The 24,685-nt window shown below is 46.6% G+C and carries 19 protein-coding genes and 3 rRNA genes; 2 read left to right on the forward strand and 20 right to left on the reverse strand.

Features of this window, described 5'->3' with window-relative positions; genetic code table 11:
• Positions 1-226 precede the first annotated feature (226 nt).
• From MHI01_RS15450 to MHI01_RS15470, 5 genes are all read right to left on the reverse strand, one after another.
• The gene (locus MHI01_RS15450) at positions 227-649 is read right to left on the reverse strand and encodes a universal stress protein (protein ID WP_340388864.1); all 423 of its coding nucleotides are present in this window, start codon (positions 647-649) and stop codon (positions 227-229) included.
• Positions 650-667: 18 nt separating this feature from the next.
• A complete protein-coding gene (locus MHI01_RS15455; RefSeq protein WP_127551738.1) occupies positions 668-1,888 on the reverse strand; it encodes an MFS transporter in 1,221 nt (406 codons plus the stop codon).
• A 228-nt stretch (positions 1,889-2,116) separates the two neighbouring features.
• The gene (locus MHI01_RS15460; protein WP_101315043.1) at positions 2,117-2,569 is read right to left on the reverse strand and encodes a helix-turn-helix domain-containing protein; all 453 of its coding nucleotides are present in this window, start codon (positions 2,567-2,569) and stop codon (positions 2,117-2,119) included.
• Between the two features lie 194 nt (positions 2,570-2,763).
• Positions 2,764-3,162 (reverse strand): SdpI family protein, encoded by a 399-nt coding sequence (locus tag MHI01_RS15465; protein WP_282319501.1) that lies wholly within the window; start codon positions 3,160-3,162, stop codon positions 2,764-2,766.
• A gap of 163 nt (positions 3,163-3,325) precedes the next feature.
• Entirely contained in the window at positions 3,326-5,680 is a 2,355-nt protein-coding gene (locus MHI01_RS15470) for a heavy metal translocating P-type ATPase (protein WP_340983526.1), read from the reverse strand.
• A 227-nt stretch (positions 5,681-5,907) separates the two neighbouring features.
• Here MHI01_RS15470 and MHI01_RS15475 point away from each other — a divergent pair, with 227 nt between their 5' ends.
• Positions 5,908-6,279 carry an ArsR/SmtB family transcription factor gene (locus tag MHI01_RS15475; protein ID WP_036614212.1) on the forward strand — a complete coding sequence of 124 codons (372 nt, stop codon included), beginning with the start codon at positions 5,908-5,910 and terminating at the stop codon, positions 6,277-6,279.
• A 151-nt stretch (positions 6,280-6,430) separates the two neighbouring features.
• Here the strand turns inward: MHI01_RS15475 and MHI01_RS15480 are convergent, their stop codons facing one another.
• The 11 genes from MHI01_RS15480 to MHI01_RS15530 form a co-directional block, all read right to left on the reverse strand.
• Positions 6,431-7,591 (reverse strand): AI-2E family transporter, encoded by a 1,161-nt coding sequence (locus MHI01_RS15480; RefSeq protein ID WP_036614215.1) that lies wholly within the window; start codon positions 7,589-7,591, stop codon positions 6,431-6,433.
• Positions 7,592-7,900: 309 nt separating this feature from the next.
• Positions 7,901-8,935: an LLM class flavin-dependent oxidoreductase gene (locus MHI01_RS15485; protein ID WP_017690813.1), complete on the reverse strand. Its 1,035-nt coding sequence runs from the start codon at positions 8,933-8,935 to the stop codon at positions 7,901-7,903.
• A 159-nt stretch (positions 8,936-9,094) separates the two neighbouring features.
• Entirely contained in the window at positions 9,095-9,406 is a 312-nt protein-coding gene (locus MHI01_RS15490) for an ArsR/SmtB family transcription factor (protein ID WP_017690814.1), read from the reverse strand.
• A 114-nt stretch (positions 9,407-9,520) separates the two neighbouring features.
• Complete coding sequence (locus MHI01_RS15495; RefSeq protein ID WP_340027701.1) at positions 9,521-10,102, reverse strand: NAD(P)H-dependent oxidoreductase; 582 nt, start codon at positions 10,100-10,102, stop codon at positions 9,521-9,523.
• A 168-nt stretch (positions 10,103-10,270) separates the two neighbouring features.
• Positions 10,271-10,708: a MarR family winged helix-turn-helix transcriptional regulator gene (locus MHI01_RS15500; protein ID WP_340983528.1), complete on the reverse strand. Its 438-nt coding sequence runs from the start codon at positions 10,706-10,708 to the stop codon at positions 10,271-10,273.
• A 167-nt stretch (positions 10,709-10,875) separates the two neighbouring features.
• Positions 10,876-11,553 (reverse strand): NAD(P)H-dependent oxidoreductase, encoded by a 678-nt coding sequence (locus MHI01_RS15505; RefSeq protein ID WP_036614223.1) that lies wholly within the window; start codon positions 11,551-11,553, stop codon positions 10,876-10,878.
• Positions 11,554-11,768: 215 nt separating this feature from the next.
• Positions 11,769-13,463 (reverse strand): methyl-accepting chemotaxis protein, encoded by a 1,695-nt coding sequence (locus tag MHI01_RS15510; protein WP_340983529.1) that lies wholly within the window; start codon positions 13,461-13,463, stop codon positions 11,769-11,771.
• Between the two features lie 246 nt (positions 13,464-13,709).
• On the reverse strand, positions 13,710-14,168 hold the full coding sequence (locus tag MHI01_RS15515) for a DUF523 domain-containing protein (protein WP_340388850.1): 459 nt from the start codon (positions 14,166-14,168) through the stop codon (positions 13,710-13,712).
• Positions 14,169-14,227: 59 nt separating this feature from the next.
• Complete coding sequence (locus MHI01_RS15520; protein WP_340983530.1) at positions 14,228-15,511, reverse strand: hypothetical protein; 1,284 nt, start codon at positions 15,509-15,511, stop codon at positions 14,228-14,230.
• On the reverse strand, positions 15,508-16,086 hold the full coding sequence (locus MHI01_RS15525) for an RNA polymerase sigma factor (protein WP_340983531.1): 579 nt from the start codon (positions 16,084-16,086) through the stop codon (positions 15,508-15,510). Before MHI01_RS15525 ends, MHI01_RS15520 begins: the two co-directional genes overlap by 4 nt.
• Positions 16,087-16,315: 229 nt before the next feature.
• Entirely contained in the window at positions 16,316-17,050 is a 735-nt protein-coding gene (locus MHI01_RS15530) for a class I SAM-dependent methyltransferase (RefSeq protein ID WP_340983532.1), read from the reverse strand.
• A gap of 162 nt (positions 17,051-17,212) precedes the next feature.
• On the opposite strand from MHI01_RS15530, the gene MHI01_RS15535 reads away from it, so the two are divergent.
• Positions 17,213-18,568 (forward strand): MATE family efflux transporter, encoded by a 1,356-nt coding sequence (locus MHI01_RS15535; protein WP_282319511.1) that lies wholly within the window; start codon positions 17,213-17,215, stop codon positions 18,566-18,568.
• 156 nt (positions 18,569-18,724) lie between these two features.
• Here MHI01_RS15535 and MHI01_RS15540 read toward each other — a convergent pair whose 3' ends face one another.
• The 4 genes from MHI01_RS15540 to MHI01_RS15555 all read right to left on the reverse strand — a co-directional run bounded on the left by MHI01_RS15540 (position 18,725) and on the right by MHI01_RS15555 (position 24,333).
• On the reverse strand, positions 18,725-19,078 hold the full coding sequence (locus MHI01_RS15540; RefSeq protein WP_127551718.1) for a FlxA-like family protein: 354 nt from the start codon (positions 19,076-19,078) through the stop codon (positions 18,725-18,727).
• A 272-nt stretch (positions 19,079-19,350) separates the two neighbouring features.
• Positions 19,351-19,467: ribosomal RNA gene (gene rrf, locus MHI01_RS15545) — 5S ribosomal RNA — on the reverse strand.
• Between the two features lie 79 nt (positions 19,468-19,546).
• A 23S ribosomal RNA gene (locus MHI01_RS15550) occupies positions 19,547-22,472 on the reverse strand.
• Between the two features lie 308 nt (positions 22,473-22,780).
• Positions 22,781-24,333, reverse strand: a 16S ribosomal RNA gene (locus MHI01_RS15555).
• The 16S, 23S and 5S rRNA genes sit together here, the layout of an rRNA operon.
• Positions 24,334-24,685 lie beyond the last annotated feature (352 nt).

Raw genomic sequence — 24,685 nt, forward strand, 5'->3', positions numbered from 1 at the left:
TTAGAACCTATTGAACTAGAGAAAAGAATATTACACTGCCACTTCGATGACAGAACAACCCACCAATCGCTGTCTCATGTAAAAGTTCAGTTTAATTTATATAATCTATTTATACACTATTTCCGTGCCATCAACCCACTACGGTATTCGGCAATCATAGCTTGTAACGTACCTGATGAGCCATTGTGGCGATCTTGAGCTATTGCATTATAAAGGATTTCACAACCTATTTAACCGTCAGGACGGGGCATTCTGCATGTTTTAACACGCCATGACTGACACTGCCCACGATCATCTCTGCGAGCATGCCTTTCCCGCCTGTACCCATCACAATCATTCCACAATCTCGTTCACGCGCCACACGGCAGATCTCATTAACGGGATCACCTGCAATCAGTAGTGTTTCATATGCAATGTCACGCCCGGACAACTGATTAGTCACAGGTTCTATAATATGTTGCCCTTCTTCGGCAATCCGAGCTTCCAGATCAACACCCAATGCAGGTTCATTGATAGAGATAGCCGGATTCACATGCACGATCAACAGACTTGCGGGATGTTTCATATCTTCAGCCAGGATCAGTGCTTGCTCCAAAGCCTTATGCGCATGATCCGAACCATCAACAGCAACTAATATACGTTTCAACATTGCAATTCCTCCTGTGAATTAATGAGATGTAATGGCGGAATCGATATCCCGCAGATGATGACGGCGCACCAGCAGTACCACGACTCCAACCAGAACCATTAATGCACCAAAATAAAACGGCGTTTCCGGCAGGAACCACTCGGACAATTTACCCGCAAGCCATGGAGCAAGTGCACCACCCAGGAAACGAACGAAGCTGTATGCAGCAGAAGCAACAGAACGCTCTACAGGTGCAGCTTCCATAACAGCCGTTGTAATTAACGTGTTGTTAATCCCAAGGAAAACCCCCGCTACAATGACTGCCACAATAACGGTAGTTGGTGAACCCATCACCGTACCTACTGCCATAACAACCAGATCAATCGCGAACAATGTAAGCATGACACTCATGGACGGAACCGATCCGAATCGGCGTTGTAATCTTGGTGCCACGAATACCGACGTAATCGCCAGCATCAGTCCCCAGCCAAAGAATACATAACCCAAGCCGTGCTCATCCAGATTCATGACATATGGTGAATAAGCCATCAAGGTAAAGAAACCAAAGTTATACAGGAAGGCGGTAATCGCCAATGTTTTCAGTGAAGGATAACTTAATGCTTTAAACGGATCGGACAAAGAACTGCGTGTTTTCGGTTTGGCCATCTTGGGCAACATAAATGTAATGCTGATAAAGGCAATCGCCATCAGAACAGCCACGCCATAAAACGGGCCACGCCAAGAGATGGAACCTAGCTCACCACCAAGCAGCGGACCAACCGCAATCCCGAGACCAAGTGCTGCTTCGTACAAAATAATCGCTTTGGCTGTCCCCGACGTGGACAGTCCCACAATGGCAGATAACGCCGTTGCGATGAACAAGGCATTCCCTAGTCCCCAACCGCCACGGTAACCGACCAGTGCACCTACCGTGTCTGAGGTACCGCCGAGGAATGAGAAGATAATAATCAACAATATACCGCTGAGCAGCGTCCACTTCACACCAATCCGGCTGGATACGACACCCGTAATCAGCATCGCTACCCCGGTTACAGCGTTATAACTGGTAAATAGCAGTGACACCTGGCTTTTCGAAGCATGCAGCTGATCTGCAATCGCGGGCAGGATCGGGTCAACCAGACCCAGACCCATAAAGGATATGATACACGCAAAGGCAACCGCCCATACCGCTCGTGGTTGGGATAACAGGCCCCCACGTGATGACGGCAATTCGTCCGGTAATGATGGCTCTCTTTTCATACGTAATTCCTCCTGTGAATAATTTATGTGGTTAAGCTTTATATTTGAAAACGACCTTGAAAATAATGAAAATATTCTATACATTTTCAGAATTAGAGGTAACAAAACGGCACAAATGACACCGAAACATCCGGTGTTTGTACAGGATCGCCACAGGTACTATGGTGCTCACTCCATGTAGCGATTATGTGTATACAGTTTTGTTTATTAAATATTAGATGCTTTCGGTTAGCCGTCTTCATCACCCTGCGGATCATGTGCCTGTAACTTCTGAATACCGCTCCGAACGCGTTCACGCAGCTCTTCCAGTTCAGTCTGTACGGCATGTATGCTCTGAAGTTTCTGCTCAATCAGTTGCAACTGCCCATCCAGCGTTGTTTCCATCGCGGTAAGCTTCTCGATCCGTTCTCTTACTTCGGTCGTCTGCTGGTAGTCAAAACGTTGTTCGTTCAAGGCATCTGCTGTTGCCACATAGGTATGTAACTCCTGAAGGGAGAATCCAAGTACCTCTTTGGCGCGAACCACCTTCTTCAGATAATCGATATCCTCCCGAGTGTACAACCGCGTCCCGCCATCTGTCCGCTGAGGTGAAGGCATGACACCAATCTCTTCATAATACCGAATGGTTCGCTTGGTCAAACCGCATTCCTTGGCTACGTCGTCGATTTTATATAAACTCATTTCCCTCACCTCTTTCTTCTTTTTTATATGTCTATAATGTTATGTACATAATTATATATAATATTAACGTTAACGTCAACGTTAGATTTTAAAGTCTTACCGAGTTGAACATCGACTTCCATTCTATATCTTCAACAAAAAAAGACCCGCTTCACACGCAGGTCTTCCTCTCTACACTATTCATTCAAATTACCTTAAATATTCTGCTCATTCTGTTGCTGTTGAGCACGCTGCATTTGCTTCAACCGGCCTTCAACTCTGGTAAACAATCTGAACGTATAAAATCCTGTAGCAACCAGACTCAGCACCAAAGCTCGTACATCTGTAAGCCAGAAACCGATAATGCCGAATATCGTGATAATCACACCAAATTGCATCATTAGATTGGCGCTGTAACTTTGCGCTTCATCCCACAAATCGGGATTACTCATTGCACGCGGGGTCCGATAACCATATATTCCGTTAATCATTTTCGGTGGTTTTTTGAACACCATGAACCCCAGAATGAAATAACACACTCCGATGATGATCCCTACTACTGCTCCTGCCAAAACGTTCTCCCCTTCACTGTTGTCTTCCATAGACCTGCTCACACTGACACTCCGATGACAGAATAACCTTCCGATGTAGCTTCGCTTCTTCAGGTTATCTCTGTCCTCTCCGTTCTCGTGTAAATGTCTAGTTAGACTTATCTACATAAAAATATAAAAACGGCTCTACGTATATACGAAGAGCCGCCTGGATCGTTTCGTAAACTTAGATATTCTTCACACGAAGTACACGCATGGCGTTCAGGACAGCTAGCACCGTGACACCGACATCCGAGAATACCGCTTCCCACATGGTAGCTATGCCAAACACACCGAGTAACAGGAAGATCGCTTTAACTCCCAGAGCAAACGCGATATTTTGCCACACAATCATTCGTGTACGCTTAGCAATGCGGATTGCACTCGCTAGTTTCGACGGTTCATCGGTCATGATGACCACATCTGCCGCTTCAATCGCGGCATCTGAACCAAGTCCACCCATGGCCACACCCACATCGGCGCGTGCCAGCACAGGTGTATCGTTGATACCGTCACCGACAAACACCATTTTTTCCTTCGGAGATTTGGCAGCTTCCAGTTGTTCCAGTCGCTCGACTTTATCCTGTGGCAACAATTCAGCGTAGACCTCATCCACACCCAGCTCACGTCCTACCGCTTCACCTACGGCTTTGGCATCACCTGTCAGCATGACCGTTTTGCGGATGCCGAGTTTCTTCAGCGCCTGAATAGCCGCGGCTGCGTCATCCTTAACTTCATCGGCAATGATCAGATGACCAACATACGTGCCAGCTTCAGCCACGTGGACTATCGTTCCAGCCGTCTCTGGTGTGGTATAGGATATACCCGCCTGCTTCATTAATTTGGCGTTGCCTGCCAGCACTTCCCGACCATCGACGCTCACCTTAATCCCATGTCCGGCAACTTCGTCATAACCTTCAACACCTTGCGTGGGAATGGCTTTGGCCCAAGCTACGCGAATGGATTCAGCAATCGGATGATTGGAATTGGCTTCGGCAATGGCTGCAAGCTCCATCAGTTCTTCTTCCGTGCGTCCACCTTCGGGACGAATGGCTGTTACTTTGAATACACCTTTGGTTAGTGTACCCGTTTTATCAAAAACAACAACTTTTACATCGTTCAACGCTTCAAGGTAGTTACTGCCTTTGACAAGAATCCCGTTACGTGAAGCTGCTCCGATACCACCAAAGAAACCAAGTGGAATAGAGACCACGAGCGCACAAGGGCATGAGATAACCAGGAAGACCAATGCACGATAGATCCAGTCAGCAAATGTTGCACCACTAAGTATCAACGGCGGAACAAATGCAATCACGGCTGCAAGGATAACAACAACCGGTGTGTAATAACGAGCAAATTTACTAATAAAATGTTCTGTTTTCGCTTTCCGACTGCTCGCGTTCTGCACCAGGTCCAAAATCTTGGATACCGTTGATTCACCAAACGTTTTGGTTACTTCAATCGTCAACATACCATTCTTGTTCACAAATCCACTCAGTACATCACTTCCAGGCTCCAGCTCACGAGGTACGGATTCACCTGTCAGAGCAGAAGTGTCCACCATGGAACGCCCAGCTCTAACGATACCATCCAGTGGTACTCGCTCTCCTGCTTTCACGACAATACGATCACCAATCCGTACGTCTTCCGGAGATACACGACGGGTCTCGTCACCCGAACCCGTCAGGATATTCGCGTAGTCCGGGCGAATGTCCATGAGTGACTGAATCGACTTACGTGACCGATTAACCGCCATGCCCTGAAACAGCTCCCCGAGCTGATAAAAGAGCATGACCGCTACCCCTTCCGGATACTCTCCAATGGCAAAAGCACCCAAGGTAGCGACGGACATCAGGAAGTATTCATCGAATACCTGACCGCGGATGATGTTTTTGGACGCCTGGAGCACGATATCTCCCCCGGCAATCAGATAAGCGAGCGCATATAGAGTAAACTGTGCCCAGCCCTCCAGCGGCGACCAGATTGCGGCTGCGAGCAACACAGAACCTGTAGCAAGACGAGCAAGTAACACTTTTGTCTGTCCTGCACCATGTTCATGTGTGTGGCCTGCATGGGCATCATCATGGGTATGGCTGTGATCATGTCCAGCATGACCTCCGTGCTCATGCACATGACCATGTGTGTGTCCCTCTGAATCTGAGTGATCATGAGTATGCGAGTGTTTGCCATGTGAATGTGAATGTGAATGTCCATGATTATGTCCGGCATGGTCATGACTGTGGTTATGCGCACCACCTGCACTCCCTGTATGGGTGTGCACATGTCCGTTCACGTGTTTTCCTTTTTCCGAAATGCGAATATGCGGCTCCAGCCGAAGCACTTTGCGCTTTGCTTCTTCCACTACCTGTTCATCCATATCGGAAGTGGTGTGTAGCGATAATGTTTTGGTAACAAAATTGACAGAGCATTCGTTAATGCCCTTAATTTTTTTGACGCCATTCTCAATCTTCAATGCGCAGTTCGCACAATCCAGTCCATCAAGCAGCAGTTCCCTTTTCACCTGTTCCTGTCCGGTTCCCATGTGAATTCTCCCCTTTGCAGTACAAAAACGATGTTATATTTCAATTGTATTCAATATATGAGCACTCATTCATATGTTTGGTTACCCCTATTATATGCACGCCTAAACATGAGTGTCAACAATCGTTGTTGATTTTTCATACAGATTATGCTAATAGTAATCATTTCGCTTTAGGCGGGTTTTGGATATAATAGAGCTATAGTTGTTAACATAGGCGGTGATAGGAAATGGAACAACCGGTTAAAGCACCAAGCGAATGTGATGCAGCCTGCTCAGGTACTGAAGCCGACGTGCAGACGATTCGCACTTCACTCATAGATCGGGAGACGTCTTCCGAGATGGCAGATTGGTTCAAGGCATTCAGCGACCCCACACGTCTACGTATTATTGATGCGCTGTTACAGAAGGAATTATGTGTTCATGACCTGACGGTTCTGCTCGACATGGGACAGTCGGCCATTTCACACCAGCTGCGTTCACTCCGCAACATGCGGATCGTCAAGCGGCGCAAGGAAGGCAAGACCGTGTACTACTCTCTGGATGATGCTCATATTGAGCAGATTTTCCTGCAAACGCTCCAACATATTAAACACAGCTAGGCAGCAGCCAAGCTTGTTTATGCAGAAGAACCCCCGCCTCTCGGCTGTATGCCGATGGACGGGGGTTCTTCTTGGTAAGGGTACCGTTTTATACAGGATACAAAGTGACTAAATCTTCTGGTTAACTATCTCTTGGAGCTTGCCACTTCGGTTATAAAAGATTGTTCTTGTTCGGGTCGTACAGGCCCGATCTATCCTTAAACCAGTTAAAGATATGTGATACACATACTTTCAGCACCGCGTATCCTGGAACAGCGAGCAGAATGCCCACGACTCCAAACAGATTACCCGAAGTCAGAATGACAAAGATAATCGTGATGGGATGAATCTTCAGCGTTTTGCCCATGATCTGCGGTGAGATGAATTTACCCTCGATTAACTGCACGATTGTCCATACAGCAACCATCTTCAGCAGCATCACCGGCGAAGTAACCAGGGCCACGATCAACGCAGGTGTAATTGCAATTGCTGGTCCCAGATACGGAACAACACTTGTAAACGATGCGATAATGGCAAGAATCAATGCATAATCCAGACCAATGACCATATAACCGATGTAGAGCAGAATACCGATGCAGAAGCTGACGATAATCTGTCCACGAATGAATGAACTGATCTGGTGATTGATGTCTTCCAGCACATGCATTGCGCCCGTACGACTCTTGATTGGCAGGAAAGACAGAATTTTCGCTGGCAGCTTCTTGCCGTCTTTCAGCAGATAGAACAGAATAAATGGAACCGTTACGATAGACAGCACGGTCTCAGTGAAAGCTCCGAGGAATCCGCCCAATTTGGTCCAGGTCGAGTTCAGAATTTCAGTAGCCTTTTGGGAGATTGTTCCCCACCAGTCCTGCGAATTCAGATTCACCGTTTCCTGGAACTGACCGAACAATTTACTGCCCGTAAGCTCCTCAAACTGCTGTTTTACCGTCTCACTGTAGGTTGGGAAATTTTCAATCAGCCCCACAATCTGGTTACGCACAACCGGAATGACCGCCAATACTACGACTGTCAGAATGCCTCCAATCGCAAGATACAGGATCAGAATGGACCAGCCGCGCTTGATTTTCCACCTTTCCATCACATCCACAATCGGATTCAGCAGATAATAGAGTATGCCTGACAGAATAATAGGTAACACAATTGTTTTGATGAGTACTGCGAGCGGATGAAGAACAAAGGATACTTTGGTCAGAACCATCACGTTCAGTCCCACCAACAGCAGAATCAGCAGAAATAGGACAAATTTGTTGTTAAGAAAAAATCGCTTGAACCGCTCCGGCCAAACGCGGGGTTGCTCAGGTTGCTCCATAGGCGTGTCGTCCTCTCTTATGACCCTTAATCAAAACTAAACTATAAAGCTAAATAAATGCCCACACACGAAAAAAATACCTTGTACAAGCCAACATATGTATAACACTCTGGATTTATACGTATGGTGCTGATTAACCGTTTCAAATTAAACCGGTAAAGTCATTTTACCCCAAAATGAGTCTTCTGCCCCACACGAATCATTTGCAAATTCTCCCTATTCAAAAACGGCTCGCCTCACTGGGAGACGAACCGTAAATTTGTAACTATACCCTACCATTAATCCAGCTTTTACGCTGAAAAATGAAGATTAAGCTTTTCCCGCCAATTGTGCGATTAACTCATAGGAGTGCAGCCGTGCCTTATGATCATAGATCATCGACGTAATAATCAGCTCATCTGCCTGCGTCTGCCGAATGAAAGACTCCAACTGTCCACGTACGGTTTCTGGTGAACCATTAACAGCTGCCTTCAGCGTCTGCTCCACACCTGCTTTCTCACGATCCGTCCATTTGCCTTCCATCTCTGCCGGAGGCTGTACCAATCCCGTTGTGCCACGAATAATGTTCAGGAACTGCTGTTGCATCGTTGTACCCAGCCATGCGGCTTCCTCGTCTGTATCTGCAACAACAGCGTTAACACCAACAATCACATGTGGCTCCTTCAAGCTTTCAGATGGTTGGAAGTTGTTTCGATACGTCTCTAATGCAATCCGGGTGTAATCGGGCGAGAAGTGGCTGGCAAAAGCAAACGGCAATCCCAGCTGACCTGCCAGACGTGCACTGAAATCACTGGACCCCAAGAGGTAAATTGGAATATTTAATCCTTCTCCAGGAACTGCGCGAACAGGCGCATGATAAGATGTCGCCGAAGCATCAAAGTATGCTCTGAGTTCTGCCAAAAGCTCAGGGAAATCTTCCCCACTGTTCAGATCTTTACGTAGTGCAAGCGATGTACGGCGGTCACTACCTGGTGCGCGACCCAGTCCCAGGTCAATTCTGCCAGGATAAAGGGATTCCAGAGTACCAAACTGCTCAGCGATGACAAGCGGTGCATGGTTAGGCAACATGATGCCTCCTGAACCCAGACGAATCGTTTTGGTTCCACCAGCCAGATATCCAATAACAACCGAAGTTGCGGAAGAAGCAATACCCGGCATGTTGTGATGTTCAGCTACCCAGTAACGGTGATATCCCCAACGCTCTGCATGCTGTGCCAGATCGAGACTGTTGCGCAAAGCATCAGCAGGTGTTGCACCCACAACGACGGGAGCCAGATCCAGGATGGAAAGCTTAACGTCATTAATATGTTCTTTATGGGATGAAGCCGTATTTTCTGTAGTCATTATCGTTTAATCTCCTCGATGATTATATTTTTGTATATCCAGATATATAGATTAATTAAATCACAACTGGATATGGTGATGTGTTCATAAACTAGCCGTTTACATCCGGACGGAATCCCTGCCTGCATATGCATCCTAGCTTCCGTTCCGGCATCCGGCTTATAACTCGTTCTGTACGTACTCGGCAAACTGACGTATCGTCTCCTCGTTGCGCCGATAATACGTCCATTGTCCTCTGCGCTCGGAGAGTAGCAACCCTGCCTTGAGCATAGTCAGCAGATAACTGGATATAACCGACTGAGCCAGTCCAGCCTTCAGTTGAATCGTGCCAACACAGATTCCGTTCTTGCCACCATCCGGATGCTGAGATAGTTCCAGCGGTGGGAAGTGTTGCTCCGGGTTTTTGAGCCACAACAGGATTTGTCTACGTGTCTCGTTCGATAATGCTTTAAATATAAGTATAGGTTCCATGGGTACGATTATACCCCCTTTCATCCATTTTGCAAACACATGAACAAACAAACCGACTCATGATCGAGTCGGTCTGGTATCATATGGAATCCGTATCTGGATTCAACATCCATATTAGAAATTGGTTGTAATCGTCTGTTTAACCTGATCCAACATGGCTTGATATGCGGGTGCATCCAGATATCCAATACTACCGAAGAGCAGATGATCTACGGCTTCAATACCTACAAAATCGAAGATGCCTACGTCTGAAGTTAATTTCAGTCCAGCAGTCATGCCAATCTGATCATAAATTTCACTTGGTGTACCATGTGTGTTGATGATGAGTCCTTTTTTGCCTGTCAGCAATTTCTCAATTCCCACTTCACCTGCTGCATATGCAAAACCATAGGCGAATACACGGTCAACATATCCTTTCATAATGGCAGGAAGACCTGTCCACCAGATCGGATAGATGAATGTGATAACTTCTGCATCCGTAACAAACTGTTGCTCTGTTGCGATATCCTGTGGTGTCTGTCCTGCACGCATGGAAGCTGTGTCAGCTTCAGTCAGTACGGGTTGGAATCCAAGTTTGTACAAGTCACGAACGACTACTTCATGGCCTTGAGCTTTGAGAGCTTCTACAGCAGTATTGAGGATTGCGTTATTCAAGCTGTCTGTGTGCGGGTGAGCATATACGATAAGATGTTTCATGGTGTGAATCCCTCCAGGTTTGGTTTGAGTTAGGTTGCGAAAATGGGGTTACATTGATACGCTCCCGCATACATAGATATCTATGTATATGGGCAAAAAAAATATTTGGTCTCCTCTGCCTCCACCCCAGTCAAATCTGGAAGGGTTGCAGACAGAAGAGTTCATTCATTATAACTTTCGGACAATAATGGATAGCAAGCTCTCCAATTGCTCCGACTGTTCATCGGACAAGCTACTATAGATGATGTCATTAATCTGCTCTGATACCTGATGGAAGATCGGTTCGAGTCGCTTCCCCTGTTCGGTTAGGCGAATCATCGTCACTCGGCTATCTTCGGCACTCTTGCTGCGTTCAACATAGCCAAGCTTCTCCAGCTTGTTGACCAGTACCGTTACCGTTGGTTGCGTGCGTTGAACACGTTCAGCCAACATCTTGATCGACAGCGTCTCTTCCCGGTACAAGAACATCAATACATCTCCATGAGAAGGAACAATCCCTGTTACCTCATGCTGTTCCAATTCGTGTACAATCCGTTTGTTGACATGGTCTCTGATTCTTGCAATCAGTGCAATTGCGTTGTATTTAGGCATGACCTCATTATACATAGACATCTATGTATTTTCAAGTTCTTTTTATAAAAAAGAAAAACAGCCCTTTCCATCCTGCTAACATGTGGAAAATATCGGGCTGTTTCGATTCTACTTTGATCCTGATCTATAATGTTAGATCTTAGCTAATCGTTTTTTGAATTCATGTTGGATTCATGCTGAATTCAGTTAATCCATTGCGTGATTTTCTCAACGGATTGTCGGGACTTCTCACGCTGGGGCTCCTCTGCCCGATAACCGAAGGCTGCCATCATAGAGACGCCCCATGCGCCATTTTCCAGCAAGCCCTCTTCTTCCATAATACGGTGGACGCCCTCACGGCTGAAACCTTCGATTGGACAAGAATCAATCTCGATCTGAGCTGCCGCCGTCATCATGTTGCCGAGTGCAATATAAGTTTGTTTAGATGCCCAGTCAAATAATGATCGTGGATTATCCAGAATCTTCTGGTTATTTTGGAACTTTCCATAAGCCTCACTTGTTAGCTCAAATACGTTATTTGGCATTCCCTTTGTTTCCTTCAACATGTACTCCGCATAAGGAGAATTATAACTGGCATCTGACCGTGCCAAAATAACAACAAAATGGCTTGCTGTAGCCAATTGCTTTTGCGCGCCGGAAGAGACTTCGGACAGACGCTTACGCAGGTTCGGATTTTGTACAATTAGAAACTTCCACGGTTCAAGTCCAATGGAACTTGGAGATAATCTGCCTGTTTCCAATATAAATTGGAAATCCTCATCCGAGATTTTGCGGGTATCATCAAATATCTTTGTTGCATGCCGGAAATGATACGCCTTTAAAATGTCTTCCTTTGTCTTAGACTTTGCTGTAACTTCCATGGAGCTCCACGTCCTTTTTATATATTTTTTTTTTATGTTGAACAATAATGTTAAAGTGGTTTCATCTCAAGTATTAGTTTAGGACCTATGTGTATAAATTAAAAGTACGCACATTATTGTTTCTTGGTTTATAAAAGTAAGTATTGGATGAAAGACAGCAATAATCCACTGGGCATATACATGGCCCTAGTGGATTATCTATGACTCTTTTCCTTTTAAATCTTGAAATCTTGAACCAGCTTATTCAGATTTAATGCACTATCCTTGACTTGATCAGATTGTTTAACTACTTCCACAGATTGCGCAGCAGAAGCGACCATATGTCCTGCGATTTCCTGACTGGATGCGGCGGATTGTTCACTGGCTGATGCAATCTCGTGAATGGAGCCCACTAGTATTTTGATATTTGCAGTCACTTGTTGTGAGGTTGCATTGAGATCTTTAACTGCATTGGCATGATCAAGGGAATCGACATAATACTGTTCAGCTGTATCCTCCAATAATTTATAATCTTTGCCAACCTGATTGAACATAAAGGATAGCAATTCTTTGGCATTCGAGGACAGATTGGTTACAGACTGCATAACTTCTTCCGTGACCTGCTGAATTTGATCGGCAGCCTGTCTGGAATCATCAGCCAACTTTCGAATCTCGCTTGCAACAACCGCAAAACCCCTGCCTGCTTCTCCAGCCCTTGCAGCTTCAATGGATGCATTGAGTGCAAGCAGATTAGTCTGCGCTGTAACATCCAAAATAGATTGAGATAATATACCAATCTGATCTACAGCAGTTGCACGTTCCAGCGCTTCTGACATCTTCTTACTCGTATGATCGTACATGTCTATGGCTGCTCGGCTCGATTCGCGGGCTTCCTGCTTCAACTTTTCAGCCTTCGTGCTGGTCACATAGGCGGACTCTGCTTGTTTAGATGTCTGTTCCGATATATATTCAGCTCCCTGTTGCATCTCTTTAGCCGAATGATTCATATTTTCCGTATGGGCTGAAGCCTCTTCCATTGCAGCAGAGAGCTCTTCAACTGTAGCTGATACTTCACGAATTCGTTCATTCAGACCAGCCATGTTCTGGTTGGTAAGATCGCTAACCTGGTTGATATGATGAGATTCCTGAACTACACCACGAATGACATTTGTTGTGGAATCGCTCATTGTACGAATAGCTCGTGCGATGACACTTATCTCATTATTTCCCTGTGTTAGATGCGGATCTAAGGATGCCGTTAAGTTGCCTTGTGTTATTTCTTCACAATAACGGGTGATAGCTTTCATTCGTTGACGTATACTGCGAATCACTACAAATGAAATAAGAATAAGTGCTGCAAGTGAAAACAAAAGAACCGAACCGAGCACCAATGCTCGCTGCTGAATTACTTCCTGTGTATCCGCATAGAGCTTGGCTGACTCTTCTTCGTTATGCGCACTCAAAAGGGTGATCGTCTCCACAATCGCTGTACTGCTTTTGTTAATTCTTCCTCTCTCATCACTATCGTAGGTGCCCGACATCTTTTTGGTATCCATGATTTGCTCAATATCCTGATAATATGTATCCATCTTTGCTACCAAATCTGCAAATATCTCTTTTTCTTTGGTATCCAATGTTCTTGCTGAAAATTCATTCAAACCATCCGTGATACTCTTCTTACCTTTCTGAACCTGATCGTACTGTTTGTCGGTATACTCTGCATTATCAAGAACCTTTGTATAATTGGCACGCATATTATAGAAATTACTTTTCAATTCAAGAACATTGGTTTGATGCTGGAAGCGATCATTGTAGAGGATACCTTGTCCCGTTTTTGCTTCGTTCATTCCGAAAATCCCAATCAGAAAAACAGTAAACAAGCCGATTAGACTAATTACAGTCATGATGACCATCGTTGTTGTTAATTTCATATTTTTGAGTTTATTTCCTTTCTTATTTTTTGGCTTAGACTGAATTGACATGATTTTTCCCCCACTTTAAATAGTAGATAGCCTTATATATCTTATATCTATATCGTATGTATCCATATTGTTTGTTAGCATTTCAGGAAAATCGACTTTATTCTTTTATTGAGAAAAGTAATGGGAGACAACAGAAAAGCCGCCAGGATATAATCCAGCGGCTTTTCTGTGAATATGAAACGATATCTGTGCGACCTATAGTTGCTGCATCCACTCATTTTCAGAAATGACGGTATATCCTTCTTGTCGCAGCAATGCTGAGGTGACACCTTCTCCAGTTACCTTGTGATTGGCAAAATTCCCATCATAGATCATCTGTGTACCACAGGACGGACTAAACTCCTTCAGTACCACACAAGATACATTCAATTCTCGCGCCCATTCGAGCGTCTGATAGGCTCCCTTAATATACAACTCTGTGACGTCCTTGCCACTTTTCTCGATCACTTTTGCAGTGCCTGCCAGTACGTCCTTGCCCGTGCCACCGATAATTTCAGCTGGTTCCCGTGGAGTGGAGAATCCGCCGAGCAGCTCCGGACATACCATCTTAGCCTGCTCCTGCTCCACCAGCTCCTGAATCTTCTCTTCCAGACTCGCTGTTCCGTTGTAACGGCAAGCTACCCCTGCCAGACATGAACTCACCAAATATTTCATCGTTATCTCCTTATACCCATTCCATATATGAAGTAAATTGTAACATATAAGATCAAGCTCTATAAATCGCCTCTGGTGATCATCTTGATCCGTCCATCTTCCCTGTATTCAACCTGAAAAACATCCTTGCTCGACTCCAGTTCAAATGTGACCATGCCTGGACGGTCAGGATTACGGTGAAGTTTATACGCTTGAAGATCCATTTTAAATATTTTTTTAATTATAGGTTCTACTTCTCCTCTAAGAAGAGACTCCTGTATGTTATATAGTTCCTGATAATAAGCCTCTATTTCTTCCCAGTCTGCAAAGTCTTGCTCATAGTGATTAGCATCCCCAACCGTATAACCCATGCCCGCTTTTCCTTCGGTCATCTGTACAAAGTAGTTATCTTTAAAGGAAAAAAAGACTGTATCCTTACCGAGTTCATCATCTTTGCTTCGGCTTGCTCTTACCAGATCAAGATTGGCTTTACCAGACAGAGCCTCAATCGCGTTTCTGGCATCCGTCAGCGCTGCCTGGGATACTTGATCAGGTCTAAGGTCGCCTGTGATCGAGACAGCCTTGTCCTGCTGCCATACAATCTCCCCATAACCATCGCCAGTCTCATTCTCTAACGCTAATGTCGTATGCGATATTGGCTCCGACTCCCCTTGCTTCATACTCACAAAACGTTGGACTGATGCAGGTTTAAGCGTTGGAGTGCTGCCTATACTTTGCAAAAGCGATGGAACTTGACGCAGATAACGGTGTTCCAGCTCGCTTGGCTGCATCTCTCGTCTCATCTGTACTTCACGCAGATTTCCTGTTGTCGCATCGAGCCATATCTGTGCATACTCCTTCTCGCTTTCATTTCCAGCCTCTACATATACTCTGCCGGACACAGGCAAGTCTTCCACTTTCTTAATCTTCAGCTGTTTACCCAGATCATCTCGCATCGTAATCGCAACATTTCTTTTCATTTTGTCGGTTAGCAGATTTGTGTTCAAACCATCGAATAACTGTAACGCTGCTGTCGGATAGACCTGCTCGATCACGGGTTTCACCAGCTGTCCATCATCCCAGATCCATAGGAACAATCCAGCAGCAATAACCAACGCACCCGTCCCGGCAACAAGAGGCCCTCTTTTAGGGCGACGCTTGTGTGACACGTTGCCTACTTGCGGCCTGGATGACCTGGATGACCTGGATCTGCTCTCTCCACTATCTCCCTTGCTTCCCTCTTCCGACTTCTTCATCCACTCCACCTGTTGAAGCACCTTTCGCTTGTGATCCTCTGTAAAAGGAGACGAAGCAAACGGTCCCTTCCGGATTTCCTTCTCCCATTGCTCATCCTTGTGTGTCATTTGCTTCGCTCCTCCCATTGTTTCCGTACCTTATCCTTACCTCGGGATAGTCTGGATTTTACTGTTCCTAAGCTGATTTTCAACATCTCAGCAATCTCACTCGTCGTAAGCTCATACTTCAGATTCAGCAAAAGAATCTCCCGGAACTTCTTTGGCAACGCCAGAACAATATCCCAGATTTCATGGATATGCTCCTTACGCATCACTTCCATCTCGGCCGAAGGATGTGCAGGCTGCTCTGCAATCATGACTCTTTGGCTCGAACCCCCACGCTCCGTCTCAATGGGTAACGTCTCTCCCCACAGACTGCTGCGGAAAAATCTGGATTTTTGATATGTAAAAGTCGTGTTCCTAGTAATCGTCAACAGCCAGGTTTTCAGTGAGCAATCTCCACGATAATGAGCGATCCCCGAGTACGCCCGAATAAATACCTCCTGTGACAATTCATCTGCCTGTTCGGCACTTTTGGTCAGAAAATAAGCGTAATTCCACACGTCATTTCCGTAGTCATCCATTATGCTGCTAAGTGTGTAATTATCTATGGTCTGAGCCTGTGCCAGTAATTGATCATCCAACTGTTGTTCACCTCACTTAATATGACTGAGTCTAATGTGGTTTGGTTCCCTGTTTTGGACATTATTTCTTATTATTGTAGCAAAATAAAAAACAGCATGTTCAACATCGCTGAACACGCTGATTCCTTCAAGTTTGCTTAGTTAGAAATCTCTATCAGAAAGCTTTTAAGCGAACGCTCCACTTCCTCAGTTTCTTTCTGCCCTCTGGTCTAACGTATCATTTTCATCGTTATACTTTCACCGCAGCAATCATCAGAAACATCGGTCTTCGATTCTCGTCTCTCATGCCTGGGACCTGTTCAATCATCTCCGGTGATGGTTTGGATTCAGCCACCTTTTGAATAGCAAACCCTGCCTTAATCAGTTCATTGAGATGTGTTGCCAGAGTGCGATGATATTTGACCACATCCTGATTCAGAAAGTCCGCCACACGCTTCCCTTCATCGTGGTAATCATCCACGGGCCAGTGTAAGATCTCACCTTCGGGTCCATAATGCCAATCCTGCGCAGCACGAGCGGTAAAAATGGGATGTTCAGATGAAAGGACAAACGTGCCCCCTTCTACGAGACAATCATTGATCTTAGCGTACACCGTGTCTAACAGTTCAATATAATGCAAGGCAAGTGAACTGATCACAACGTCGAATTGTCCCGGTGCAAAATCAATATCTTCAATTGCCAGCTGCTTGTACTGGATCTGCGGGTCGTCCGTCATTTCACGAGCACGTTGAAGCATATTTTCAGACAGATCTACACCGATTACTGAACTCGCTTGTTGCTCTCGCGCATACCGGCAGTGCCAACCAAAACCACATCCCAAATCCAGCACACGCTTGTCCTTCAAATCAGGCAAAAGAGTCTGCAGTTCATGCCACTCCCCGGCTGCATCCAGCCCTTGAACGGAACGAGACATCTTACTATAGTTATTGAAAAACTCTGCTTCATCGTATTTATTTTGTTTCATCAAGAGATTCCTCCCGCCTTATAAATATCCACCTACTCTATCACATAAACAATATTTAAACGCAAAAGTTGCCAAGAGAATTCATGGCGTGTTATCATACAGAACGAACGTTCAGTATTATTAAATACAGAATGAACATTCAGTTTACTAACGGAGGTCATTATGAATACGAATTGGACGCATCCATTGGAAGGGCAATCTGTAGGTAAAGCTTTTATAAGTTACCTCGTGCCTTCTGTATTGGGGATGCTGGTAGTTGCTTTTAATTTTATTATCGACGGCATTATGGTTGGACACAAACTGGGTTCTACCGCAATGGCCGGGATCGGCATTGCCTCACCTGTCTACACGCTCTTTGTTGCCATGTCGCTGTGGATTGGTATGGGCGGGGCAACGTTGTACTCCAACGCTATGGGTAGAAAAGATATCACTTCAGCCAAACAAATTTTCACCAAATCCATTATGCTCATTATGTTAGTTACGGTAGCCATTGGATATGTTGCATTTACATTTAAAGACAAACTGGTATACTCCCTCGGTGCGAACGCCGAGACTTTCCCGTTTGCTTCGGACTATATGAATATCATGTTATTGTTCGGGTTCGTTTTCACCATTGAGAATGCACTCTCTATCTTTGTACGAAACGATGGGAACCCCAACACGTCCATGTACGCTCAGATTACGTTTGCTGTAGCCAATATCATCATCAATTATATAACATTATATGTACTTGAATGGGGTGTACGCGGTGTGGCCCTCGGTACAATTGTATCGGCGTCTCTTGCGCTACTTGTCCTGTTTACTCATTTTTTCAAAAAAACAAATAATCTCACGTTCACCCGGTTCAAATGGAAAAACAAACTGCTGGCTTCCCTGCTGCTCATTGGTTTCCCCAGCTTTCTGGCTGAACTTGGCATGTCGGTCTTCTCTGTATCTCACAATATCTCCATGGACCGCATTGCGGGCACGGATGGTGTAGCATCCTTTACCGTATTGAACTATATTCATGGTGTGGTACTGTTAGCGTTCCTGGGTCTGGCGTCTGCTGCCCAACCTCTGATCAGCTATTATCACGGTGCGAAACAGATTAAACGGGTACAACAAACGATACGTTTAGCTACCAAAACGGCTCTGGCATGCGGTCTATTGTTACTGGTTGTTGTTCAGATCGGTGCACCTTATTTCGTGCAAATCTTTGGAAACTTCAGTAGTGGCGTAACGGATAATGCCGTTTACGGATTACGTATATTTACATTTGCCTATGTGTTTATGGGTGTTAACTTTGTCATGAGCACCTATTTCCAATCTGTTGGTAATGCCAAAATGGCCATCTGGATTACAGCTGCGCGTGAAATGATCATCATGATTGCGTTGATTGCGATCCTGCCTTCATTCTTTGGTGTCACGGGTGTGTGGCTTGCCGTACCGCTGTCCGAAATGCTGGTTCTCGCAACCATAGCCCTGTACTATAGAAAACGATCCCTTACGGATCGAATAAACGCGTTGCAGTCTGAATAACGTTAACAGATAATAACAGCAACAGATAGAAGATCAATGGAACGTAGATAAACTGTAGGTAGACCTCATAAATAATCTAATAAACAAATTAATAAAGCCCTGCACGATCAATATAGATCGGTCAGGGCTTTTGTTTTATCCTAAATTTAGATGGAATTAGATACGTATATCCAATCGACCATTGCTGTCTGTCGTTGCGTTTGCAATCTCCTTAGGGGTAGCTACGCCCATTCCATTGGATGGTGGTTGGGCAGGTGGAGCCTCCTTCGTAGCAGTTGTACCGGCTCCTTGAGAGCTTTGCTGTGCAATCTGTGTCTCAATCTGTTTGATCTGCTGTTCACGCTGTTTGGTCTTTGTCTCCTTAGTCTGTTCATCGTCCTTGCTGGATTGCACTTTCTCCAGTTGAGCCTCAAGCTTCGTCTTTTGTTTCTCCAAGCTACTTGAATTGTCCGAACTCGAAGATGTCGATATGTATGATGTAGTGGAGCTGGCTGTAGAAGATATATTCATTATGATTCCCCCCCTCTTTACTTAGCTTCACTATACCCTATCCCACTGAAACGTACGTTAAATTCAACTGAAAGGTTGCTGAAGGAGCTAAGAATAAGAAGTCGAACAGATGGAAATATACCTACCAGCATTAATAGTCTGATCAATAATATTGGAAGTCTTCATATAAGTGAAGAATCTTAATTTCGTCTCATCTGTAAGTTAGTTGTTTGCCAGTGTAAAATAGTAAAAAAAAAAGACACACTCGATATCATCAAGTGTGTCTTTAGATTGCTTGGCGGCGTCCTACTCTCCCAGGACCCTGCGGTCCAAGTACCATCGGCGCTAGAGGGCTTAACGGTCGTGTTCGGGATGGGTACGTGTGGAACCCCTCCGCCATCGCCACCAAACGCATAGCTTAGCTTACATTTCAGAGATCGTTCTCTGAAAACTAGATTCGAAACGAAACATGCGAATTATCACTTGCTATTGGATAAGCCCTCGACCGATTAGTACTGGTCAGCTCCATGCATTGCTGCACTTCCACCCCCAGCCTATCTACCTCGTCGTCTTCAAGGGGTCTTACATACTGGGAAATCTCATCTTGAGGGGGGCTTCACGCTTAGATGCTTTCAGCGTTTATCCCGTCCGTACATAGCTACCCAGCGGTGCTCCTGGCGGAACAACTGGTACACCAGCGGTACGTCCATCCCGGTCCTCTCGTACTAAGGACAGCTCCTCTCAAATTTCCTACGCCCACGACAGATAGGGACCGAACTGTCTCACGACGTTCTGAACCCAGCTCGCGTACCGCTTTAATGGGCGAACAGCCCAACCCTTGGGACCTACTTCAGCCCCAGGATGCGATGAGCCGACATCGAGGTGCCAAACCTCCCCGTCGATGTGGACTCTTGGGGGAGATAAGCCTGTTATCCCCAGGGTAGCTTTTATCCGTTGAGCGATGGCCCTTCCATGCGGTACCACCGGATCACTAAGCCCGACTTTCGTCCCTGCTCGACTTGTAGGTCTCGCAGTCAAGCTCCCTTATGCCTTTGCACTCTTCGAATGATTTCCAACCATTCTGAGGGAACCTTTGGGCGCCTCCGTTACTCTTTAGGAGGCGACCGCCCCAGTCAAACTGCCCACCTGACACTGTCCCCGCACCGGATTACGGTACCAGGTTAGAACCTAGATACGATCAGGGTGGTATCCCAACGTTGCCTCCACGCAAGCTGGCGCTCACGTTTCAAAGGCTCCCACCTATCCTGTACAGATCGTACCCAAATTCAATATCAAGCTGCAGTAAAGCTCCATGGGGTCTTTCCGTCTTGTCGCGGGTAACCTGCATCTTCACAGGTATTAAAATTTCACCGGATCTCTCGTTGAGACAGCGCCCAAGTCGTTACGCCATTCGTGCGGGTCAGAATTTACCTGACAAGGAATTTCGCTACCTTAGGACCGTTATAGTTACGGCCGCCGTTTACTGGGGCTTCGGTTCACAGCTTCGGATTGCTCCTAACCACTCCCCTTAACCTTCCAGCACCGGGCAGGCGTCAGCCCGTATACTTCGCCTTACGGCTTCGCACAGACCTGTGTTTTTGCTAAACAGTCGCTTGGGCCTTTTCACTGCGGCCCCCTCGTGCTATTCACACTACCGGGGCACCCCTTCTCCCGAAGTTACGGGGTCATTTTGCCGAGTTCCTTAACGAGAGTTCTTCCGCGCGCCTTAGAATACTCTTCTCGCCTACCTGTGTCGGTTTGCGGTACGGGCACCATCACCTGGCTAGAGGCTTTTCTTGGCAGTGTGAGATCATGACCTTCGCTACTATAATTTTCGCTCCCCATCACAGCTCAGCCTTACAATGTGCGGATTTGCCTACACATCAGCCTTACTGCTTAGACGGACATCCATCAGTCCGCGTCACTACCCTACTGCGTCCCCCCATTGCTCATAACGGCTTACGGTGGTACAGGAATTTCGACCTGTTGTCCTTCGACTACGCCTTTCGGCCTCGCCTTAGGTCCCGACTTACCCTGAGCGGACGAGCCTTCCTCAGGAACCCTTAGGCTTTCGGCGGATCAGATTCTCACTGATCTTTTCGTTACTCATACCGGCATTCTCACTTGTATAATGTCCAGCGCTCCTTACGGTACACCTTCAACCCTTATACAACGCTCCCCTACCCCTGATGCAAAGCATCAAGCCATAGCTTCGGTGGTGTGTTTAGCCCCGTTACATTTTCGGCGCAGAGTCACTCGACCAGTGAGCTATTACGCACTCTTTCAATGATGGCTGCTTCTAAGCCAACATCCTGGTTGTCTGTGCAACTCCACATCCTTTCCCACTTAACACACACTTGGGGACCTTAGCTGATGGTCTGGGCTGTTTCCCTTTTGACAATGGATCTTAGCACTCACTGTCTGACTCCCGGAAGTAAGTCTATGGCATTCGGAGTTTGACTGAGCTTGGTAACCCTTGCGGGCCCCGCACCCAATCAGTGCTCTACCTCCACGACTCTGTTTTCCGAGGCTAGCCCTAAAGCTATTTCGGGGAGAACCAGCTATCTCCGAGTTCGATTGGAATTTCTCCGCTACCCCCACCTCATCCCCGCATTTTTCAACATGCGTGGGTTCGGGCCTCCAGTGCGTGTTACCGCACCTTCACCCTGGACAGGGGTAGATCACCCGGTTTCGGGTCTACGTCCACGTACTATGTCGCCCTATTCAGACTCGCTTTCGCTACGGCTCCGGCTCTTCACCTTAACCTTGCACGGGAACGTAACTCGCCGGTTCATTCTACAAAAGGCACGCCATCACCCCTAAAACGGGCTCTGACTTTTTGTAAGCACACGGTTTCAGGTTCTATTTCACTCCCCTTCCGGGGTGCTTTTCACCTTTCCCTCACGGTACTGCTTCACTATCGGTCGCTAGGAAGTATTTAGCCTTGGCAGATGGTCCTGCCGGATTCATACGGGGTTTCACGTGCCCCGCACTACTCGGGATCCGTCTCGGAGGGAACAGACTTTCAACTACAGGGCTTTTACCTTCTTTGGCGGGCCTTTCCAGACCTCTTCGCTTAACCGGTTCCTTTGTAACTCCATGTGAGACGTCCCACAACCCCAAAGAGCAAGCTCTTTGGTTTGGGCTTCTCCGCGTTCGCTCGCCGCTACTGACGGAATCACTATTGTTTTCTCTTCCTCAGGGTACTTAGATGTTTCAGTTCCCCTGGTATGCCTCTACATAACCTATGTATTCAGTTATGAGTAACTGGAAATTACCCCAGCTGGGTTTCCCCATTCGGACACCCCCGGATCAAAGCTTGCTTACAGCTCCCCGAGGCAGTTTCGTTGTTCGCCACGTCCTTCATCGGCTCCTAGCGCCTAGGCATCCTCCGTGTGCTCTTAGTAGCTTAACCATTTTGTTCCGGTTTCGGTCGCTCGCTTCCCTTGTTTTGCTTGCGCAAAGCCAAAAGTCGCTCTCACCCGATACCCTCACAAAAGCAATTTAACTACCTTTATACACTTGACTTGTTTGCACAAGTTCAGCTTAAAGGAATGTTCTAATTCGCGTTTGTTTCGTTTCGATATCTAGTTTTCAAAGAACAAGCTCCATGCAAAAGCAAGCTGTTTGAGAGTTTGAGCTCTCAAAACTGAGCAACGAGTGAGTGTTTGCAGCTAAGCTGCGTATTTGAATGTTTCCGTTGCAGGAAACGATTCTCCATAGAAAGGAGGTGATCCAGCCGCACCTTCCGATACGGCTACCTTGTTACGACTTCACCCCAATCATCTATCCCACCTTCGGCGGCTGGCTCCTTGCGGTTACCCCACCGACTTCGGGTGTTATAAACTCTCGTGGTGTGACGGGCGGTGTGTACAAGACCCGGGAACGTATTCACCGCGGCATGCTGATCCGCGATTACTAGCAATTCCGACTTCATGCAGGCGAGTTGCAGCCTGCAATCCGAACTGAGACCGGCTTTGTTGGGATTGGCTCCATCTCGCGATTTCGCAGCCCGTTGTACCGGCCATTGTAGTACGTGTGTAGCCCAGGTCATAAGGGGCATGATGATTTGACGTCATCCCCACCTTCCTCCGGTTTGTCACCGGCAGTCTATCTAGAGTGCCCATCCGAAATGCTGGCAACTAAATATAAGGGTTGCGCTCGTTGCGGGACTTAACCCAACATCTCACGACACGAGCTGACGACAACCATGCACCACCTGTCTTGAATGTTCCGAAGAAAAGGTACATCTCTGCACCGGTCATTCAGATGTCAAGACCTGGTAAGGTTCTTCGCGTTGCTTCGAATTAAACCACATACTCCACTGCTTGTGCGGGTCCCCGTCAATTCCTTTGAGTTTCAGTCTTGCGACCGTACTCCCCAGGCGGAGTGCTTAATGTGTTAACTTCGGCACCAAGGGTATCGAAACCCCTAACACCTAGCACTCATCGTTTACGGCGTGGACTACCAGGGTATCTAATCCTGTTTGCTCCCCACGCTTTCGCGCCTCAGCGTCAGTTACAGCCCAGAGAGTCGCCTTCGCCACTGGTGTTCCTCCACATATCTACGCATTTCACCGCTACACGTGGAATTCCACTCTCCTCTTCTGCACTCAAGTCACCCAGTTTCCAGTGCGATCCGGGGTTGAGCCCCGGGATTAAACACCAGACTTAAATGACCGCCTGCGCGCGCTTTACGCCCAATAATTCCGGACAACGCTTGCCCCCTACGTATTACCGCGGCTGCTGGCACGTAGTTAGCCGGGGCTTTCTTCTCAGGTACCGTCACCTTGAGAGCAGTTACTCTCCCAAGCGTTCTTCCCTGGCAACAGAGCTTTACGATCCGAAAACCTTCATCACTCACGCGGCATTGCTCCGTCAGGCTTTCGCCCATTGCGGAAGATTCCCTACTGCTGCCTCCCGTAGGAGTCTGGGCCGTGTCTCAGTCCCAGTGTGGCCGATCACCCTCTCAGGTCGGCTACGCATCGTCGCCTTGGTGAGCCGTTACCTCACCAACTAGCTAATGCGCCGCAGGCCCATCCCCAAGTGACAGATTGCTCCGTCTTTCCAGTTTCCTTCAGGCGAAGAAAACAATTATTCGGTATTAGCTACCGTTTCCGGTAGTTGTCCCAAACTTGAGGGCAGGTTGCCTACGTGTTACTCACCCGTCCGCCGCTAACCATCCGAGAAGCAAGCTTCTCTTCAAGTCCGCTCGACTTGCATGTATTAGGCATGCCGCCAGCGTTCGTCCTGAGCCAGGATCAAACTCTCCAATAAAGTATTGAAAAGAGCGATAAGCTCATTTTGAATCTGACGAGATTAAAAATCTCATTTGTGCTCCAGTCGATCCAAGCCAAGGCTTGTCTCAAACTTTTGCGTTCATTCTGCAAGCAGAATGTTTACTCACTCGTTGTTCAGTTTTCAAAGATCAAACTCGTTTTGTTACCGAATGTTGTTCTCTTCAGCAACTCTTATATAATATCATGTCCGAACCAACTTTGCAAGCTCTTTTTTTAAGTTTCTTTCGAAGCTTATTTCAATCGCTTGCCGCACCGTGTATCTCGTGTTTTTTTGGCCGGAAATAGAATATACCATGTAGAACACACACTTGTAAAGAGTTAATTTCAAA

Source organism: Paenibacillus sp. FSL M7-0656, assembly GCF_038003225.1.
In the GTDB taxonomy this organism is placed as follows: Bacteria; Bacillota; Bacilli; order Paenibacillales; family Paenibacillaceae; genus Paenibacillus; species Paenibacillus amylolyticus.